Source organism: Variovorax sp. VaC1 (assembly GCF_043658315.1).
In the GTDB taxonomy this organism is placed as follows: domain Bacteria; phylum Pseudomonadota; class Gammaproteobacteria; order Burkholderiales; family Burkholderiaceae_C; genus Variovorax.
This window is the reverse complement of record NZ_JBIGLT010000004.1, coordinates 344,777-361,989: the sequence shown is the minus strand read 5'-3', so window position 1 is coordinate 361,989 and position 17,213 is coordinate 344,777. Positions and strand designations below refer to the sequence as shown.

The window sequence follows — 17,213 nt, the reverse complement described above, 5'->3', positions numbered from 1 at the left end:
GTCAGTGCTTGTCGTCCTGTTTCACCGCTTCGCGATGGGTGCTGGTTTTCCAGCGGCCGTTCACGAGCCGGCCTTCGGTGATGTCCAGGTGCTCGCCATCGGTCGCCATCGCTTCCTCGCGGGTGTAGACCTTCTGCAGGCCGACCTTGGGAACCACCGCGTACTGGGTGGTCAGGTGCCAGCAGCAGCCCGACTTCTCGAGGGTTTCGAGGCGCTTGCGCTGGTGGTCGACCTGGAACATGCCCAGTGTCGACGTTGCCAGCTCGGTCAGGTCCGCGCTCGGCACGAAGGCCTTGCGCGTGCGGTTGTAGACGTACACGTCGTACGAGGGGCCGCCGTAGCTGCTGTTGTTGCCGTTGCGGATCGCCAGGTCGTCCTGGCCGTCGAAGTTGAAGTCGTCGACGATCAGCGCGCTCTGGTCGCTGTAGAGCTGCGTGGCGTTGACGGCGGGCCGGTGCCTTTTGTCCAGCAGGATGCTCATGTCCTGGCTCTCGAAGCGCTGGACCGTGGCATGCGTCTTCGCGTCGATCAGCTCGATGGTGGCCGGGCCCGAACACTGGGTGTCGTCGCAGTGGGCAACGACGATGCGCGCGGCATACGCGGCCGACAGCTTCGGTATGACGAACTCGGCCGCCATGGCAAGGCCCGGGCCGAGCAGCGCCGCGAGCAGGAGCGCGTGGCGCGTCTTCATCCGGCGTTGGCGGCGATGCGCGCGGCCTGCCGTCCGATCAGCAGCCGGAACGGCAGCAGCATCAGCACGCCGACGCCCAGCTTCACGCCGAGATCGCCCAGCGCCCAGGTGAGCCACGGGCCGTCGGTGCCTGCGAAGGCGATGCCCCAGAACACGATGCTGTCGAGCACGGCCGCGATCACGGTGGCGACCAGCGGCGCGCGCCACCAGAGGCCGCGGCGCAGGCGGTCGAACACGCCGATGTCGAGCAGTTGCGAAGCGATGAAGGCCAGCCCGGACGCGGCCGCGATGCGCGCCGGCGCGAGCAGCAGCGACACCACCACCGCCACCGCGAAGCCCACCCACGCCACGCGCCGCGCCATGCCGGGGCCGAAGCGCCGGTTGACGAGATCGCTCACGAGGTAGGCCACCGGGTAGGTGAAGGCGCCCCAGGTCAGCCAGTCGTTGATGGCGAACTGCACCAGGATGTTGGAGGCCAGCACCACCGCAGCCATGGCCAGCGTGGCGACGCCGAGCTGGCCGGCGGTGGGGCGCGCGAAATGCAGGGGCGAAGAAGTCGTCATGGTCTGCATCAGGCGGTGCGTGCCTGTTCGGCTTCGGCCAGCACGCCGTGCGCCACGGCCTCGGCCACCTTGATGCCATCGACGCCGGCCGAGAGGATGCCGCCCGCGTAGCTCGCGCCTTCGCCGGCGGGGTAGAGGCCGCGCACGTTGAGGCTCTGGAAGTCGTCGCCGCGCGCGATGCGGATGGGCGACGAGGTGCGCGTTTCAACGCCGGTGAGCACCGCGTCGTGCAGGTCGAAGCCCTTGATCTTGCGGCCGAAGGCGGGGAAGGCCTCGCGCATGGCCTCGATGGCATAGGCGGGCAGGGCCTGGTGCAGGTCGGTCGGCGTCACGCCGGGCTTGTACGAAGGCGTCACGCTGCCGAGCGCGGTCGATGGCTTGCCGGCGATGAAGTCGCCGACGAGCTGGCCGGGCGCGTGGTAGTTGCTGCCGCCTAGCACGTAGGCGTTGGATTCGAGCTGGCGCTGAAGGACGATGCCCGCGAGCGCGTCGCCCGCGGCATTGGGGCTCCAGCCTGGAAAGTCTTTCGGATCGATCCCCACCACGATGCCCGCGTTGGCGTTGCGCTCGTTGCGCGAGTACTGGCTCATGCCGTTGGTGACCACGCGGCCCGGCTCGCTGGTGGCGGCCACCACGGTGCCGCCGGGACACATGCAGAAGCTGTAGACCGAGCGGCCATTGCTGGCGTGGTGCACCAGCTTGTAGTCGGCAGCGCCGAGCAGCGGATGGCCCGCATGGCGGCCCCAGCGCGCGCGGTCGATGAGGCCCTGCGGATGCTCGACGCGAAAGCCGATGGAGAAGGGCTTGGCCTCGATGTGCACGCCGCGCGCATGCAGCATCTCGAAGGTGTCGCGCGAGCTGTGGCCCAGCGCCATCACGACGTGGTCGGCGCGCAGCTCGCTGCTGGTGCCGGTGGCCTGGTCGAGCACGGTCAGGCCGCGCAAGTGCCTGCCGGTGGGGCCTTCTTCGATGTGCACGTCGGTCACGCGCTGCTCGAAGCGGATCTCGCCGCCGAGCGCCACGATCTGCTCGCGGATGTTCTCGACCACCTTCACCAGCTTGAAGGTGCCGATGTGCGGATGCGCGACGTACAAGATTTCAGGCGGTGCGCCGGCCTTGACGAACTCTTCCATCACCTTGCGGCCGAGGAAGCGCGGGTCCTTGATCTGGCTGTAGAGCTTGCCGTCCGAAAAAGTGCCGGCGCCGCCTTCGCCGAACTGCACGTTCGACTCGGGGTCGAGCACGCTCTTGCGCCACAGGCCCCAGGTGTCGCGGGTGCGCTGGCGCACGGTCTTGCCGCGTTCGAGCACGATGGGCCTGAAGCCCATCTTCGCGAGCATCAGCGCCGCGAAGATGCCGCAGGGGCCGAAGCCGATCACCACCGGCCGCGCCGTGCCTTCGGCCGCATTGGCCGGCGGCGTGTAGACCATGTTGGGCGCGGGCTGGATGTGCGGATGGCCGGCGTGCTTGGCCAGCAGCGCGGCTTCGAGCTTGGCATCGGCCAGCTGCACGTCGCAGATGTAGACCGTGAGCAGGTCGACCTTGCGCGCGTCGAAGCTGCGTTTGTAGACGGTGTGGGAGGCGATCGCTTCAGGTGGGACGTCGAGCGTCCAGGCGATCAGTGTGGCCAGCGCCTCGGGCGCGTGGTCGAGCGGGAGTTTGAGTTCGGATATTCGCAGCATGTCGGTGGCTTGTGGTTATCAAGCAGACCGCGCATTTTAAGCGCCGGGGGCGCTATGAAAGCGATAGCTGGCCGATGGCCCGGTCAGGCTGGCAGGAATCCCTCGACCGACAGATAGCGCTCGCCGGTGTCGTAGTTGAAGCCCAGCACCACCGCATCGGGTGCCAGCGAAGGCAGCTTCTGCGCGATGGCCGCAAGCGTGGCGCCCGACGAGATGCCGACCAGCAGGCCTTCTTCGAGCGCGCAGCGGCGGGCCATTTCGCGGGCCGGTTCGGCATCGACCTGCAGCACGCCGTCGAGCAGCGAGGTGTCGAGGTTCTTCGGGATGAAGCCCGCGCCGATGCCCTGGATCGGGTGCGGTGCCGGCGCGCCGCCCGAGATCACCGGCGATGCCACGGGCTCGACCGCGAACACCTGCAGCTTGGGCCACTTCTTCTTGAGCACACGCGCCACGCCCGTGATGTGGCCACCCGTGCCCACGCCGGTGATGATCACGTCGATGCCATCGGGAAAGTCGGCCGCGATTTCCTCGGCCGTGGTGCGCACGTGCACGTCGATGTTGGCGGGGTTGTTGAACTGCTGCGGCATCCATGCACCGGGCGTGCCGGCCACGATTTCTTCGGCACGGGCAATGGAGGCCTTCATGCCGCCAGCGCGCGGCGTGAGGTCGAAGGTGGCGCCGTAGGCCAGCATCAGGCGGCGGCGCTCGACGGACATGCTGTCGGGCATCACCAGGATCAGCTTGTAGCCCTTGACGGCGGCCACCATCGCCAGGCCGATGCCGGTGTTGCCGGAGGTGGGTTCGACGATGGTGCCGCCGGGCTTGAGCGCGCCGCTTTTTTCGGCGTCTTCCACCATCGACAGCGCGATGCGGTCCTTGATCGAGCCGCCCGGGTTGGCGCGCTCGGACTTGACCCAGACCTGCTGCTTCGCATTGCCGAACAGGCGGTTGATGCGGATGTGGGGCGTGTTGCCGATGGTCTGGAGGATGTTCTGGGCCTTCATGGAATCTCCTTGGATCAATGCATTTGTCGGACGGACAGCGCGCATTGTGGCGCCCCACCGAGGGGGAGCAAGTCGAGCCGGGCGGCAAAGCCACACCGATGCGAGAGCCCCGCCCGCGCCCGCCTCAGCGCGAGGGTGTCGCCACAGGCAGCAGGCGCCCGTTCAGCAGCAGCGCGATCGTCCTGAGAGCCAGGAATCCGATGATCGCGTTGGCCGCCGTGAAGGCCACCGGCGCGACCCATTCGACGGGCCCGGTGGCTCCGGCTGCGACCAGGCGCATGGCCAGGGTCGGCAGCGCGGCCACGCCGAAGGTGAAGGCCCAGTACGACGGTGCGAAAGGCTGCCTTGCGATCCACGGCAAGAGGCGCAGGAGCAGCAGCGCCTGGAACAGGCCGTAGCCGAGCAGCACCTGCGCGAAGAGATCGGGCACGCCGTGGTTCAGGCTCAGGTACGTGATGCCGCCCACCACCGGCGGTGCGAGCTGGATGCCCAGCACGGGGCGCAGCGCTTCGGGCAGCGGCTCGCGTGTTGCTGCGCGGCCGAGGATCAGCGATTCAATCGCCAGCCAGGAGAAGAGCCCCGCGCCGAAAAACCACATGCCCAGTTGCGGCCAGCCGAAGGCCGCCGCGGCCGTGCCGGCCACGAAGTTCTGCCCGACCGCCGGCAGATAGAAAGCCGGCGTGACGAGTTCGGGTGCGAGCCCGCCCTGCCAGCTGCGCCCGTAGAGCCAGAGGCCGAGCACGAGCGATGCGGCGATCGACACGGCGAACACGGCCAGTGCCACGGCCCGTGCGTAGGGCAGCAGCGCCATCGCCGCGAGCATGCTGGACAGCGGGACCAGCGATGCGAAGGCCGACTGCACCGGGTGGTTCATCTCGGCGCGCGCGGCGTCGCCGTGGCGCAGCCACTTGTGGGCGTAGAGCGCCAGCAGCGCGAGCCACACCGCGATGCCGCTCCAGGTCACGAAAGTTGCGATGTCCTGCGGCAAATGCCAGAGCGGCACCGCGACGCGCCAGGCGTTGCCCAGTGCCAGCACACCGACGGCAATGCCGAAGTAGGAAACGGGAATGGGAGTGCGCTCGGAAGTCATTCTGTTCACCTGCAAGAAGGATCGGTGAATGAATTCTGGGCGCCAGGGGTAAGATTTTGAATGCTCAAAGCATTCTGAAAATTGTTCTATCGTCTCAAATGAACTCGCACCCCGATCCCCTGAGCGAACTCGTCGACTGGCTCGGCCTGCGCGGCCGCATGGACCTGCGCTGCCTGTTCGGCGAAGACTGGGCTGCGCCGCACGAGGCCATCGGCCCGTGGCGCGCGCCCTTTCACATCGTGCTGCGCGGGCGCTGCGAACTCTGGCTGCCCGCGAGCCGCACGCTGGTGCCGCTGGAGGAGGGCAGCTTCGTGATCCTGCCGCGCGGGCCGGCGCATGTGCTGCGCGCCGCGGGCCTGCAAGGCGAGGGCCGTGCGATCCGGCGGCGCACGGGCGAGCTGTTCGATCTCAAGACCAACCTCCGGCGCCCCGAGAAAGCGGACACCGACATCCTCTGCGGCGAGTTCGAATTCCCCGGCCGCCGGCGCAGCGTGCTGCTCGAGGCGCTGCCCGAACCCATGGTGATCGCCTTCGCCGACCACCCCGAGTTCGCCTGGCTCGAAGGGCTGGTGCGGCTCATGGCGGAAGAGATCGCTCAGCAGCGCGCCGGCGCCGCGGCCATCGTGGCGCAGCTGTCGGGCACGCTTTTCACGCTGGCGGTGCGCGGGCACCTGGAGACGCGGCCCGAGCTCACCGGCGTGCTCGGCCTCATGGCCAGCCCGCGCCTGGCGCCCGGCCTGCAGGCGATGCTGGCGCAGCCGGAGGCGTCGTGGACGGTGGCATCGCTGGCCGCGCGCTGCCACCTCTCGCGCGCCACCTTCGCACGCGAATTCACGCGGCGGGTGGGCACGGGGCCGCTCGAATTCCTGACGACGCTGCGCATGGAGCTGGCCTCGCGCCTGCTCGTGCAGGGTGGGCGGGGTGGACAGGACACGGCCAGCGTCGGGGAGGCGGTCGGCTACCGGTCGGAGGCTGCGTTCAACCGCGCGTTCACGCGGCATGCGGGGATCACGCCGGGGCGGTTCCGGCGTGCTTCGGCCAGCGACGCGGCGGTTGCCTGATCAGGCCGCGCCCGGCGTGAACTTCATCGCCACGCCGTTCATGCAGTAGCGCAGCCCTGTGGGCTTGGGGCCGTCGTCGAACACGTGGCCCAGGTGGCCGCCGCAGCGGCGGCAGTGCACTTCGGTGCGGGTCATGCCGAAGGTCTTGTCTTCGTGCTCGCCCACCGAGTTGTCCAGGGGCTGCCAGAAGCTGGGCCAGCCGGTCCTGCTGTCGAACTTGGTCTTCGAGGAGAACAGGTCGAGCGCGCAGCCCGCGCAACTGAAGCGGCCGGCGCGGTGCTCGTCGTTCAGCGGGCTCGTGTAGGGCCGCTCGGTGCCTTCCTGCCGCAGCACCGCGAACTGGTTGGCGTCGAGCAGCTTGCGCCACTCAGCCTCGGTGTGCATGACCTCGAATTTCGCGCCCTCCGCGGCTTGTGCCGGCCGCATGCCCCAGCCGAAGGCGTGGGCGATGGCCAGCCCGAGGGTCGAGGTTCCGGCCGCGATGGCAAGGCGGCGTCGAGTGTCGTGCGTCATGGTGGTTCTCCGGCTGGCGTGGGGCGGAATATCGCTTTCGATATGTTCAAATGAATACAACGATGTACATTCGCCCGTTGATTGCAAGAGGGCATTCAAGGGCCGACGGCGACGTTGCCTCCCTTAATTCGGACGAACAAGGCGCCGGGTTACAGCGGAAGGCACGGCATTCGCTGTGTCGGAAAAAATACATCGAAGACGGAGACTTGAGATATGCGTTGGTCCAGAGGACTTGTGTCGGGCGTGGCTGCGCTCGTGCTCGCGGGTTGTGGTGGTGGCGGCGATGGCGGTGGTGTTTTCTTTCCCATCGTTCCACCGCCTCCGCCGCCCACGGCGCCACCTCCTGCGCCACCGCCACCCCCAGCGCCGCCTGCACCGGCGCCGGCCCCGACATTGCAGTTGGGCGGCGCCGTCGACCTTCCAGGGGCGCTGACCGCGGCCGACCTGGCGGCGCGCACCGCCATCACCCAGACCGTCAGTTTTTCCAGCGGCAGCGGGCCCCAGACGCACACCTACACCGGCACCAGCCTCTGGTCATTGCTGAACGATGCGGGCATCCAGGTCGACAGCGCGCGCAAGAACGATGTGCTGAGCCGCTATCTGCTGGCGACGGGCGCCGATGGCTACAAGGTCGTCTTCGCGCTGGGCGAGCTGAGTCCCGACTTCGGCAACAAGCCGAGCGCGATCGCCTATGCCGAGACGACGGCGGGCGTTTCCGCGCCGCTGGGCACGACCGACGGGCCGTTCCGCGTGACGGCGCCGGGCGATGTGAAGGGCGGGCGCTATGTGTCGAACCTGACGCGGCTCGACGTGGTGGCGGCACCCGCGACGGCAGCCGGCATCGGCGGCGGTGCGTCGACCTCGTTCGCCATCTCGGGCAAAGTCGCCACGCCGCTGAGCTTCGACCTGAATGCGCTGAAGGCCCTGACGCCGACGTCCAGCCTGACCGTCGGCGGCAACACCTACACGGGCGTCAGCCTCTGGACGCTGCTCAACAGCCGGGGCCTGCCCACGACGCCCAAGAACGTCACGCTCGGCATGTACGCCGTGGCGACCGGCAGCGACGGCTACCGGGCCACGCTGTCACTGGGCGAGATCGATCCGAACTTCGGCGCCAAGGGCGCGCTGGTGGCGTACCAGATGAACGGCGCGGACCTGACCGGCAACGGCTTTGCGCGCCTCGTGGTGCCGGACGAGGTGAAGCAGGGCCGCTCGGTGTCGAATCTCATCGCGATCGAGGTGTTCGCGGCGGGCACGCCGTAGTTCAGGAGCCGGCCATGGCGCGGCTGCCTCGCAGCGGCGCCTTCCACAGCTCGGCCAGCAGCACGCCGGCCACCGTCAGCACGCCGCCGACCGCGTGGTACGCCGCGAGCGATTCGCCGATGACGAAGGCGGCGATCAGCGCGGTGAACAGCGGGATCAGGTTGAAGAACATGCTCGCGCGGCTCGGGCCGATGTGCGCCACCGTGTGCATCCACACCAGCGGCGCGAGCATCGAGGCGCCGAGGCCGGCAAAGCCGATCAGCGGCAGGTTGGCGGCCGACAGGCCCATCCTCGGCGTGAGCAAGTACAGCGGCAGCAGCGCCACCACGGCCACCACGATCTGCAGGTAGAGCAACTGCAGCGCCGGCACGTCCTTCATGCGCCAGCGCTTGAGCAGGATGACGTAGATCGCATAGGCCAGCATGGCCAGCAGCATCAGGCCGTCGCCCATGTTGGCGCCGCTCTTGAGCAGCGTTCCGAGGTCGCCCGAGGACACCACCACCAGCACGCCCACGATCGACACCAGCGAGCCCGCCACCGCACCGGCCGTGAGCCGCTGGCCCAGCAGCAGGATCGACAGCGCCAGCACCATCATCGGCGTGAGCGAGCCGATGATGCCCATGTGCGTGGCCGTGGTCAGGTAGGCCGCGTAGTACGCCAGGCTCTGGTAGACCACCATGCCCAGCAGGCCGAGCACCGCGATGCGGCCCATCTGCGGGCGGATGGCGGTCCAGTTGCGCAGCACCGGCCGCAGCGCCAGCGGCGCGAAGAGCAGGGCCGCCAGCAGCCAGCGGTAGAAGCTGATCTCGGCCGGCGCGATGGTGCCGGCCGCCATCTTGCTGACGACGGTGTTGCCCGACCAGATGACGACGGCGAGCAGAGGGAAGGCGTAGGGCCACATGAGGGAGCTTTCTTGGGAGTGGGGGCTATCATCGGTGCGTCCGTCCTGAGGCATATAGCTCGATCAGGACATATCGTCCGGAATTACGGACCTTCTTCTTCGTCCGGGGTTTTGAATGGCCACGCCCGCACCGCGCTTCGTACCGATCCAGAACGTCGAGGGGAAGGCGGGGCCTTTCTACTTTCGCTACGACGAGTTCGGCGCCGACGTGCGGGCCGCGCCGCACAGCCACACCTGGGGCCACCTGAACTACGCCGCGCACGGCACGATGCAGATGGAAACCGAGGGCCTGCGCTTCCTGTCGCCGCCGCAGTACGCGGTGTGGATCCCGCCGAAGGTGGTGCACAGCTGCACGTTGCGGCATGCGGTCGTCTACCGCTCGATCTACATCACGCGCGACCTGTGCGAGCGCCTGCCGGCCGAGCCCTGCACCGTGCGCATCAGCCCGATCATCAAGAGCGTGCTGGCCGACTTCGCCGCGCGCGACGTGCACGAGCCGACCACGCCGGCCGATTTGCGCCTGGCGCATGTGGTGGTCGACCAGCTCGAAGTGGCCGAGGTGCAGCGTTGCTACCTGCCGGCCGCCGCGTCCTCGGCGTTGGTGACGGTGCTCGAAGCGCTGCAGGCCAACCCCGGCGACCACCGCTCGCTGGCCGAATGGGCCGACAGCGTGCACATGACCGAGCGCACGCTGGCGCGCCAGTGCCAGCGCGAACTGGGCATGTCTTTCGGCGACTGGCGCCAGCGGCTGCGCTTCCTGCGCGCCATCGATGCGTTGGAGGCCGGCCGCACGGTGCAGGAGATCGCCTTCGACCTCGGCTACAGCACCGCGTCGGCCTTCATCGCGATGTTCCAGCGCGAGGCCGGGACGACGCCAGAGCAATATCGGCGCGAGTTCTGCGGCATCGCCTGAAAAGCCGCTTTCGCGCGTGAGGCGATAATCCGCCCCGTGAAGCCCGCCAGACCGCCGCTGGTGCAAGTCTCGAAAGAGCGCACTGGAGGAACGTCCGGACTGCACAGGACAGCGCAGGAGTTAACGACTCTCCACCGTGAGGTGAGGATCAGAGCAACAGAGACGAGCCGATTGAGTTCGGGTGAAACGGGCAATCTCTGCGCGCAGCAACACCAAGTAGGCCAGTATTGAGGTGGTTCCGCTGAGCTGGCGGGTAGGTGGCATCGAGCCGTTTGGCGACAAACGGCCCAGAGTAATGGCGGTCACGCCGAAGGCTTCGCAAGAGGCTTTCGGTGCACAGAATCCGGCTTATCGGCGGGCTTCACACTTTTCCTTTTCTTTCCGATTTCCCACGGGTTCGCCCGCGGCATGGCGCTGCGGCGTGCTTGCGCATGTTCCGGGTTTACCCGTAGAATAGATAGCAAGCTAACTAATTGGAAGTCTCATGTCCGACCCGACACCCTCCGCGCAAGCGGCAGAAAGGCGCGAATCCGCGCTGATCGCGTTCGGCATGACCTTGTCGACGCTGCAGCGCGGCTACCGCGCTGCGGCCGACAAGGCGGTGGCGCACGTCGGTGTGTCGCAGACGCTGGCCTGGCCGATCGTGATGCTGGGCCGCATGGACGGCGAGGTGCGCCAGGGCGTGCTGGCCGAGGCCCTGGGCATCGAAGGGCCGTCGCTGGTGCGTTCGCTCGACCAGCTGGTCGAAGCCGGCTTCATCGAGCGCCGCGAAGACCCGGCCGACCGCCGCGCCAAGACCCTGCACCTCACGCCCGCCGGCGTGGCTGCCCGCGCACCCCTGGAGGCCTCGCTGAGCCTGATGCGTGCATCGCTCTTCGAAGGCGTGTCCGACGACGACATCGCCGCCTGCCAGCGCGTCTTTGCCACGCTCGAGGAGCGCCTCGGCCGCAATGCCCCGGCCTCGCAGGAAGGGCGCAAGTAAATGGCCGCGCTCCGTCTGCCGCGCTTCAGCCGCGCGGAGCTTCTCTTTTCCGGCAAGAGCTTCGCCGCCGCCATGCTGGCGATGTACCTGGCCAGCCGTGCCGGCCTGCCGCGCCCGTTCTGGGCGCTGATGACCACCTACATCGTGGCCCATCCGCTGGCCGGTGCGGTGCGCTCCAAGGCGGTGTACCGTTTCTGCGGCACGCTGATCGGCTGCATGGCGACCGTGCTGCTGGTGCCCGCGCTGTCCAATGCGCCCGAGTTGCTGACCCTGGTGCTCGCGCTGTGGGTCGGCCTGTGCCTGTGCATCTCGCTGTTCGACCGCACGCCGCGCTCGTACGTCTTCATGCTCGCGGGCTACACCGCCGCGCTGATCGGTTTTCCGTCGGTGCAGACGCCGCTGGTGCTGTTCGACACCGCCGTGGCGCGCGTCGAGGAAATCGGCCTGGGCATCTTCTGCGCCACGCTGATCCACAGCCTCGTGCTGCCCGTCGGGCTCGCACCCACGGTGCTGGGCCTGCTCGACCGCACGCTGCAAGACGCGCGCAAGTGGCTCGGCGACCTGCTCCAGCCCGCGAGCCGCAGCGGCGGCAAGGACGCCGAGCCGAAGCGCCTCGACGACGACCGCCGCCGCCTCGCCGGCGACATCACGCAACTGCGGCTGCTCTCGACCCACGTGCCCTTCGACACCACGCACCTGCGTTGGACTGCCGGCGCGATCCGCGCGATGCAGGACCGCGTGGCCGCGCTCACGCCCGCGCTCTCGGCCGTCGAAGACCGCCTGCAGGCGCTCGAACAGGCCGAAGGCGCGCTCGCACCCGATGTGGCCGCCGTGCTCGCACAAGCCGCGCAATGGCTGCGCGAAGAAACGGCGCCCGCGAGCGGCGACCCGGCCCGCGCCGAACGCCTGCAAGCGCTTCGCCGCGCCATCCAGGCACTGAGCACCGCGCCTTCTTCCAGCGGTGCGACGCAGCAGACACCTTGGGGCCGTGCCCTGCGCATCGGCCTCGCCGGCCGCCTCGAAGAGCTGGTCGATGGCTGGACCGCCTGCGCCCAGTTGCGCCTGGACATCGACGAAGGCCTCAAGGGCGCTGCACCCCTGCGCCGCACGGCCGCGCTCGGCAACCGCGCGCTGCATCGCGACTACGGCATGGCGTTGCTGTCGGCGCTCGCGGCCGTCATCGCCATCTGCCTGTGCGGCGCGTTCTGGATCATCACCGGCTGGCCCATGGGCTCGGCCGCCACCATGATGGCCGCCGTCTTCTGCTGCTTCTTCGCGACCATGGACGACCCGGTGCCGGCGATCCACGGCTTCCTGAAATGGACGCTGATCTCGATTCCGATCTCGGCCCTGTATGTGCTGGTGCTCATGCCCATGGTGCAGGACTTCGGCATGCTCGTCGTGATCTGCGCGCCGCTGTTCCTGGTGCTCGGCGTCTACCTGGCGCGGCCGACCCACTTCATGCCCGCGATGGCGCTGGTCTTCGGCGTGGCCGGCACGCTCGCGCTGCACGACACCGCCAGTTCCGATCTCGTGAGCTTCATCAATGGCATGGTCGGCCAGATCGTCGGCGTGCTGGTCGCGGCACGCGTCACGCGACTCGTGCGTTCGGTCGGTGCCGACTGGAGCGCGCGCCGCATCCAGCGCGCCACCTGGCGCGAGCTGGGCGAAATGGCGGCCTCGTCGCAGCCGCAGTACGCGCAGAGCGATGCCTATGCCGTGCGCATGCTCGACCGCATCGGCCTGCTCGCGCCACGCATCGCGCAGGCCGGCGGTACGGTCGAAGGCGTGGTTGCCAACGACGCGCTGCGCGACCTGCGCATGGGCGCCGACATCGCCGTGCTGCAGCGTGTGCGCGGCCAGTTGCCGCTCGCCACGTCGGCGGCGCTGCTGGGCGGCATCTCGCGGTTTTTCCGCCAGCGCGGCGAAGGCCGCATGAACCCGCGCCCGGCCGACCTGCTGCCGCAGATCGACGAGGCACTCGGTGCCGTGCTTGCCACGCGCGACGCGTCGTCTTCCGCCGCATCGCGTTCGGCCGTCACCGCGCTGGTCGGCCTGCGCCGCAATCTTTTTCCCGAAGCGCCGCCGATGCTGGCCGCGCCCAACCCAGGAGCTTCCGCATGATCGGCGAAGCCAGTTTCTACGGCCTCTACGTGCCCTGGATCATGGTGCTGGCCCTTGCCGCACTGTTGGCCCTGTGGGGCGTTCGCCGGCTGCTCGCGGCCACCGGCGCCTACCGCTGGGTGTGGCATCCGGCGCTGTTCGACATGGCGCTCTACCTGCTGCTGCTCTACGCGCTGAGCCGCGTCACCTCTTATCTGCAATGACGAGATTCCCATGAAAACCAGTCCTTCTGCCGACAACCCCTGGGCACAGCGCATCGGGCGGGTCGCCCTTACCGTGGTCGTGGTGGCCGCGGCCGTCTGGGCCGGCTTCAGGCTCTGGGACCACTACGAACTCGCACCGTGGACGCGCGACGGCCGCGTGCGCGCCAACGTGGTCCAGATCGCGCCCGATGTCTCGGGCCTCGTCACCGCCGTGCCGATCCAGGACAACCAGCCGGTCGCGGCCGGCACGCTGCTGTTCGAGGTCGATCGCGCGCGCTACGACCTCGCCGTGCGCCAGGCCCAGGCCGCGCTGGCGGCCCAGCGCGCCATGAGCGCGCAGGTGCAGCGCGAGAACGCCCGCAACGCCGGCCTGGACGACCTGGTCTCCAAAGAGTCGCGCGAACAGACGCGCTCGCGCGTCGAGCAGATGCAGGCCGCCGTCGCGCAGGCCGAAGTGGCGCTCGATTCAGCCCGCCTCAACCTGCAGCGCGCCCAGGTGCGCGCGCCGGCCGACGGCCTCGTCACCAACCTCGACCTGCGCCAGGGCAGCTACGCCGCCGCCGGGCATCCGGTGCTCGCGCTGGTCGATGCCAAGTCGTTCTACGTCGAAGGCTATTTCGAAGAAACCAAGCTGCCGCGCATCCACCTCGGCGACCGCGTGCGCGTGACGCCGATGGGCGGCGGCGCGGTCATCGAAGGCGCGGTCGACAGCGTGGCCGCCGGCATTGCCGACCGCGACCGCTCCACCAGCGCCAACCTGCTGCCCAGCGTGAATCCGACCTTCAACTGGGTGCGGCTTGCGCAGCGCATTCCGGTGCGCATCAAGCTCGACCCGCTGCCGCAAGGCGCGCGGCTGGTCGCGGGCCAGACCGTGACCGTGCAGGTGCTGGAGAACAAGGCCGCACGCAGCGCGTCGGCTCCCACGCCCGCACCCGCGGCCGAACCGCAGAAGGGATGAACGCCATGCCCCGCTTCGCTTTCCGAATCGCGTCGCTGGCCGTCGCGGCCGGCCTCGCGGCCTGCGCGGCGGTCGGCCCCGACTATCGCCAGCCGCCCGAGGCGCTGGCCAGCCAGAGCGCCGCCGCACGGCCCTTTGCCGAAGGCCCCGTGAACGCCGCGCCGCTGCCCGCGCACTGGTGGCGCCTGTACCACGACCCGCTGCTCGACCGGCTGGTGGCACAGGCCCTCGCGCACAACACCGACCTGCGGCAGGCCGTCGCGAACCTCGAGCGCGAACGCGCCATCGACGACGAAGTGGCCGGTGCCAAGTACCCCACGCTGGGCGTGAACGGCGGTCCGTCCTATGGCCATGTGTCCGGCCTGTCGCTGGTCAAGCCGGGCTACGAGCCGCCCAACACCTTCAACTACGGCGTCGCGGCCTCGCTGTCGTACCAGGTCGATCTGTTCGGCCAGATCCGCCGTGCCATCGAGGCATCCGCTGCCAGCACCGAGGCAGCCGAAGCCGCGCTCGACCTCGTGCGCGTGAACGTGGCCGCCGGCACTGCGCGCGCCTACGCCGAAGCCTGCTCGACTGGCCTGCGTCTGCAGATCGCGCAGAAGTCCGTGGCGCTGCAACAAGACGCTGTGAACGTCACCGACCGCCTGCAGCGCGCGGGCCGCGCCGGCGCCATCGACGGTGGTCGCGCACGTGCGCAGTTGCAGCAACTGAATGCTGCCCTGCCGCCGCTGAAGGCCCAGCGGCAGGGCGCGCTCTACCGCCTTGCCACGCTGACCGGTGCACTGCCGCAAGACTTTCCGCGCGAGGTGGCCGACTGCACCGTGCCGCCGCGCGTGGCCGGCACGCTCCCGGTGGGCGATGGCGCGGCGCTGCTGCGTCGCCGCCCCGACATCCGCCAGGCCGAGCGCAGCCTTGCCGCATCCACCGCGCGCATCGGCGTGGCCACGGCCGACCTCTATCCGAAGGTGACGCTGGGGCTCTCGGGTTCTTCCGTCGGCCATGCCAACGACTTCGGTGGCAAGGACGCCTTCGCATGGAGCCTGGGCCCGCTGATCTCCTGGACCATTCCCAACACCGGCGTCGTCCAGTCGCACATCGCGCAGGCCGAGGCCGGCACGCGCGCCGCCCTCGCCAAGTTCGACGGCACCGTGCTGACCGCATTGCGCGAAACCGAAACCGCGCTCGGCACCTACGCCCGCGAACTCGACCGCCGCGCCGCGCTGCAGGCCTCGCGCGACGAAAGCGCCAAGGTGGCCGCGCAGGCCCGCCAGCTCTACAAGAATGGTCGCACCGCCTACCTCGATGCGCTCGATGCCGAACGCTCGCTGGCCGCCAGCGACGCCGCCCTCGCTGCCAGCGAGGCGCAACTGGCCGACGACCAGGTCGTGCTGTTCATGGCGCTCGGCGGCGGCTGGGAGCCCGAGGAGGGCAAGGCCCGCCTCGCGCAAGACGCCGGATCGACGACCACGAAGCAATGACCGGGACCGCCGCGCCTGCACGCAGGCCGCACGCGCCGCTGTGGCTGCTCGCGCTGGTCACCTTCAGCGGCACGCTGGCCATGCACATCTTCGTGCCGGCCCTGCCCATTGCCGCGAAGAACCTGGGCGCCGGCATGGGCGCCATGCAGATGACGGTGAGCCTCTACATCTTCGGCCTCGCGGTGGGGCAACTGGTGTACGGACCGCTGGCCGATCGCTTCGGGCGGCGGCCCGTGCTGCTGTGCGGCTTGGGCCTGTACTGCGTTGCGGGGCTTGTCGCGGCGCTCGCGCCCGACGTGCATGCGCTCATCACCGCGCGGCTGTTCCAGGCGATGGGCGGCTGCGCCGGCCTCGTGCTGGGCCGCAGCATCGTGCGCGACACCGCAGAGCCGCAAGAGGCCACGCGGCGCCTTGCGCTGATGAACCTGATGGTGACCATCGGCCCCAGCCTCGCACCGTTGATCGGTGGCGCGCTCGCCACCGCGCTCGGGTGGCGTTCGATCTTCTATGCGCTGTTCGCGCTCGGTGCCATCGGCTTTCTCTTCACGTGGCGCCTGCTGCCCGAAACCGGCGCGCCCGGCACGGCCGTCAAGGCCAGGGACCTGGCACGCAACTACGGCAAGCTGCTGGCCTCGCCGGCCTTTCTCGGCTTCTCGGTGGGCGGCGGTTGCGCCACCACGTCGATGTACGCCTTCATCGCTTCCGCACCCTTCATCTTCGTCGACCAGCTGCACCGCCCCGCGCACGAAGCCGGCATCTACCTCGCCATTCTTGTGTCGGGCGTGTGGCTCGGCAGCTTTCTCACCAGCCACCTGATCTCGCGCGTGCGCGTCGACCGGCTGATGGTCCGCTCGAACGCGCTGAGCGTGGCCGCGGCCTTCGTGCTGCTCGGCGCGGCACTGGCGGACCATCTCTCGGTGCCGCTGATCGTCGGCTGCATGTTCCTCTTCACCGTCGGCGCGGGCATGGCCTCGCCGGCCGCGCTGACGCAGGCGATCAGCGTCAATCCGCAGGTCATCGGCTCGGCCTCGGGCCTTTACGGCTTCACGCAGATGGCGGTGGGCGCGCTCTGCACGGCGCTCGCCGGCATGGGCCACCGCAACCCCGCGCTGGCGTCGGCCATCGTGCTGGCCGGGGCCGGCATCGTGGCGCAGTTGTCGTTTGCCGTGGCGCTGCGCACGCAGCGGCGCGAGGCGGCCGCGAGACTCAGCGCGTAAAGAGCCAGCCGCCCTTGGGCTGGCGCATCAGCTCGTGCCGCTTGATGGCGCGTTCTTCGCCGTCGTCGCCCACGTAGACCACATCGAAGCGCAGCAGCTTCGGCGAGACCATCTTCCAGTTCTGGATGCGTTTGACGGTCACGCAGGCCGTCTTGTCGTGGTATTGCATCTCCGACATCGGCCCGCCCTGGAAGCCCGTGCCGTCGAACAGGCGGCCGGGCGCCGCGAAGGGGTTGAGCACCGCGCCGTTGCGCGCGGTGATGCAGCCCTCGGCCCGCACGAAGGACTCGATGGTCGGCGACGCGCTGCGCACCACCTTGCCCACGGCCGGGCTGGGCGCCTTGCCGGAGATGGCTTCGCGGATGCGTTCCACCTGTTCGTCGGTGATGGGCGCCAGCCCGTCCTTCGAGACCACGGGCGGTGGCGGCGGTGCGGGCGGCGCATCCACTGGCGCCGCGGGCGAGAGGTAGGCGCAGCCCGCCACCAGTGCCAGGGGCACGGTGCAGGCAAGGGCAGCGCTCGGTGTTCCGAACTTCATGGCTCAGTCTCCCTGTCGGCGGCACGAGGCCG

At 69.3% G+C, this 17,213-nt stretch carries 17 protein-coding genes and 1 other RNA gene; 10 read left to right on the top strand and 8 right to left on the bottom strand.

The features are described 5' to 3' along the window. Window position 1 precedes the first annotated feature (1 nt). From ACGLHS_RS18550 to tehA, 5 genes are all read right to left on the bottom strand, one after another. Window positions 2-691, bottom strand: a complete 690-nt coding sequence (locus ACGLHS_RS18550) for an FG-GAP repeat protein (protein ID WP_394482023.1) — start codon at window positions 689-691, stop codon at window positions 2-4. Beyond that, on the bottom strand, window positions 688-1,254 hold the full coding sequence (locus tag ACGLHS_RS18545) for a VUT family protein (protein WP_093245519.1): 567 nt from the start codon (window positions 1,252-1,254) through the stop codon (window positions 688-690). The genes ACGLHS_RS18550 and ACGLHS_RS18545 overlap by 4 nt, the downstream gene beginning before the upstream one ends. An 8-nt stretch (window positions 1,255-1,262) precedes the next feature. Next, entirely contained in the window at window positions 1,263-2,936 is a 1,674-nt protein-coding gene (locus ACGLHS_RS18540; RefSeq protein ID WP_394482020.1) for an NAD(P)/FAD-dependent oxidoreductase, read from the bottom strand. A gap of 83 nt (window positions 2,937-3,019) precedes the next feature. After that, a complete protein-coding gene (cysK, locus tag ACGLHS_RS18535; RefSeq protein WP_394482018.1) occupies window positions 3,020-3,940 on the bottom strand; it encodes a cysteine synthase A in 921 nt (306 codons plus the stop codon). Window positions 3,941-4,064: 124 nt separating this feature from the next. Then, a complete protein-coding gene (gene tehA / locus ACGLHS_RS18530; protein WP_394482016.1) occupies window positions 4,065-5,030 on the bottom strand; it encodes a dicarboxylate transporter/tellurite-resistance protein TehA in 966 nt (321 codons plus the stop codon). Between the two features lie 98 nt (window positions 5,031-5,128). Between tehA and ACGLHS_RS18525 the strand changes: the two genes are divergently transcribed. Continuing rightward, complete coding sequence (locus tag ACGLHS_RS18525) at window positions 5,129-6,091, top strand: cupin domain-containing protein (RefSeq protein WP_394482014.1); 963 nt, start codon at window positions 5,129-5,131, stop codon at window positions 6,089-6,091. On the opposite strand, the gene msrB is transcribed toward ACGLHS_RS18525, so the two are convergent. After that, complete coding sequence (msrB, locus tag ACGLHS_RS18520) at window positions 6,092-6,604, bottom strand: peptide-methionine (R)-S-oxide reductase MsrB (RefSeq protein WP_394482012.1); 513 nt, start codon at window positions 6,602-6,604, stop codon at window positions 6,092-6,094. Window positions 6,605-6,817: 213 nt separating this feature from the next. On the opposite strand from msrB, the gene ACGLHS_RS18515 reads away from it, so the two are divergent. Continuing rightward, a complete protein-coding gene (locus ACGLHS_RS18515; protein WP_394482010.1) occupies window positions 6,818-7,867 on the top strand; it encodes a molybdopterin-dependent oxidoreductase in 1,050 nt (349 codons plus the stop codon). 1 nt (window position 7,868) lies between these two features. On the opposite strand, the gene ACGLHS_RS18510 is transcribed toward ACGLHS_RS18515, so the two are convergent. After that, on the bottom strand, window positions 7,869-8,768 hold the full coding sequence (locus tag ACGLHS_RS18510; protein ID WP_394482008.1) for a DMT family transporter: 900 nt from the start codon (window positions 8,766-8,768) through the stop codon (window positions 7,869-7,871). A gap of 115 nt (window positions 8,769-8,883) precedes the next feature. Between ACGLHS_RS18510 and ACGLHS_RS18505 the strand changes: the two genes are divergently transcribed. The 8 genes from ACGLHS_RS18505 (at window position 8,884) to ACGLHS_RS18470 (ending at window position 16,643) form a co-directional block, all read left to right on the top strand. Then, entirely contained in the window at window positions 8,884-9,681 is a 798-nt protein-coding gene (locus tag ACGLHS_RS18505) for an AraC family transcriptional regulator (protein WP_394482006.1), read from the top strand. A 38-nt stretch (window positions 9,682-9,719) separates the two neighbouring features. Next, an RNA gene (gene rnpB, locus ACGLHS_RS18500) (RNase P RNA component class A) lies at window positions 9,720-10,048 on the top strand. A 117-nt stretch (window positions 10,049-10,165) separates the two neighbouring features. Further along, window positions 10,166-10,663, top strand: a complete 498-nt coding sequence (locus ACGLHS_RS18495) for a MarR family winged helix-turn-helix transcriptional regulator (protein WP_394482004.1) — start codon at window positions 10,166-10,168, stop codon at window positions 10,661-10,663. Beyond that, the gene (locus ACGLHS_RS18490; protein ID WP_394482002.1) at window positions 10,664-12,787 is read left to right on the top strand and encodes an FUSC family protein; all 2,124 of its coding nucleotides are present in this window, start codon (window positions 10,664-10,666) and stop codon (window positions 12,785-12,787) included. Then, complete coding sequence (locus tag ACGLHS_RS18485; protein ID WP_093244769.1) at window positions 12,784-12,990, top strand: DUF1656 domain-containing protein; 207 nt, start codon at window positions 12,784-12,786, stop codon at window positions 12,988-12,990. The genes ACGLHS_RS18490 and ACGLHS_RS18485 overlap by 4 nt, the downstream gene beginning before the upstream one ends. A 10-nt stretch (window positions 12,991-13,000) precedes the next feature. Continuing rightward, window positions 13,001-13,948 carry an efflux RND transporter periplasmic adaptor subunit gene (locus ACGLHS_RS18480; RefSeq protein ID WP_394481999.1) on the top strand — a complete coding sequence of 316 codons (948 nt, stop codon included), beginning with the start codon at window positions 13,001-13,003 and terminating at the stop codon, window positions 13,946-13,948. After that, window positions 13,945-15,426, top strand: a complete 1,482-nt coding sequence (locus ACGLHS_RS18475; protein WP_394481997.1) for an efflux transporter outer membrane subunit — start codon at window positions 13,945-13,947, stop codon at window positions 15,424-15,426. Before ACGLHS_RS18480 ends, ACGLHS_RS18475 begins: the two co-directional genes overlap by 4 nt. Continuing rightward, window positions 15,423-16,643, top strand: a complete 1,221-nt coding sequence (locus ACGLHS_RS18470) for a multidrug effflux MFS transporter (RefSeq protein WP_394481995.1) — start codon at window positions 15,423-15,425, stop codon at window positions 16,641-16,643. The genes ACGLHS_RS18475 and ACGLHS_RS18470 overlap by 4 nt, the downstream gene beginning before the upstream one ends. Here the strand turns inward: ACGLHS_RS18470 and ACGLHS_RS18465 are convergent. After that, window positions 16,633-17,181 (bottom strand): hypothetical protein, encoded by a 549-nt coding sequence (locus ACGLHS_RS18465; RefSeq protein ID WP_093244779.1) that lies wholly within the window; start codon window positions 17,179-17,181, stop codon window positions 16,633-16,635. The two genes, ACGLHS_RS18470 and ACGLHS_RS18465, sit on opposite strands and share 11 nt — an antisense overlap. Window positions 17,182-17,213: the final 32 nt, after the last annotated feature.

Excerpts from the sequence above, each read along its gene's own strand:
- ACGLHS_RS18550 (WP_394482023.1), bottom strand. The coding sequence starts at position 691 with ATGAAGACGCGCCACGCGCTCCTGCTCGCGGCGCTGCTCGGCCCGGGC.
- ACGLHS_RS18545 (WP_093245519.1), bottom strand. The coding sequence starts at position 1,254 with ATGACGACTTCTTCGCCCCTGCATTTCGCGCGCCCCACCGCCGGCCAG.
- ACGLHS_RS18540 (WP_394482020.1), bottom strand. The coding sequence starts at position 2,936 with ATGCTGCGAATATCCGAACTCAAACTCCCGCTCGACCACGCGCCCGAG.
- cysK (WP_394482018.1), bottom strand. The coding sequence starts at position 3,940 with ATGAAGGCCCAGAACATCCTCCAGACCATCGGCAACACGCCCCACATC.
- tehA (WP_394482016.1), bottom strand. The coding sequence starts at position 5,030 with ATGACTTCCGAGCGCACTCCCATTCCCGTTTCCTACTTCGGCATTGCC.
- ACGLHS_RS18525 (WP_394482014.1), top strand. The coding sequence starts at position 5,129 with ATGAACTCGCACCCCGATCCCCTGAGCGAACTCGTCGACTGGCTCGGC.
- msrB (WP_394482012.1), bottom strand. The coding sequence starts at position 6,604 with ATGACGCACGACACTCGACGCCGCCTTGCCATCGCGGCCGGAACCTCG.
- ACGLHS_RS18515 (WP_394482010.1), top strand. The coding sequence starts at position 6,818 with ATGCGTTGGTCCAGAGGACTTGTGTCGGGCGTGGCTGCGCTCGTGCTC.
- ACGLHS_RS18510 (WP_394482008.1), bottom strand. The coding sequence starts at position 8,768 with ATGTGGCCCTACGCCTTCCCTCTGCTCGCCGTCGTCATCTGGTCGGGC.
- ACGLHS_RS18505 (WP_394482006.1), top strand. The coding sequence starts at position 8,884 with ATGGCCACGCCCGCACCGCGCTTCGTACCGATCCAGAACGTCGAGGGG.
- ACGLHS_RS18495 (WP_394482004.1), top strand. The coding sequence starts at position 10,166 with ATGTCCGACCCGACACCCTCCGCGCAAGCGGCAGAAAGGCGCGAATCC.
- ACGLHS_RS18490 (WP_394482002.1), top strand. The coding sequence starts at position 10,664 with ATGGCCGCGCTCCGTCTGCCGCGCTTCAGCCGCGCGGAGCTTCTCTTT.
- ACGLHS_RS18485 (WP_093244769.1), top strand. The coding sequence starts at position 12,784 with ATGATCGGCGAAGCCAGTTTCTACGGCCTCTACGTGCCCTGGATCATG.
- ACGLHS_RS18480 (WP_394481999.1), top strand. The coding sequence starts at position 13,001 with ATGAAAACCAGTCCTTCTGCCGACAACCCCTGGGCACAGCGCATCGGG.
- ACGLHS_RS18475 (WP_394481997.1), top strand. The coding sequence starts at position 13,945 with ATGAACGCCATGCCCCGCTTCGCTTTCCGAATCGCGTCGCTGGCCGTC.
- ACGLHS_RS18470 (WP_394481995.1), top strand. The coding sequence starts at position 15,423 with ATGACCGGGACCGCCGCGCCTGCACGCAGGCCGCACGCGCCGCTGTGG.
- ACGLHS_RS18465 (WP_093244779.1), bottom strand. The coding sequence starts at position 17,181 with ATGAAGTTCGGAACACCGAGCGCTGCCCTTGCCTGCACCGTGCCCCTG.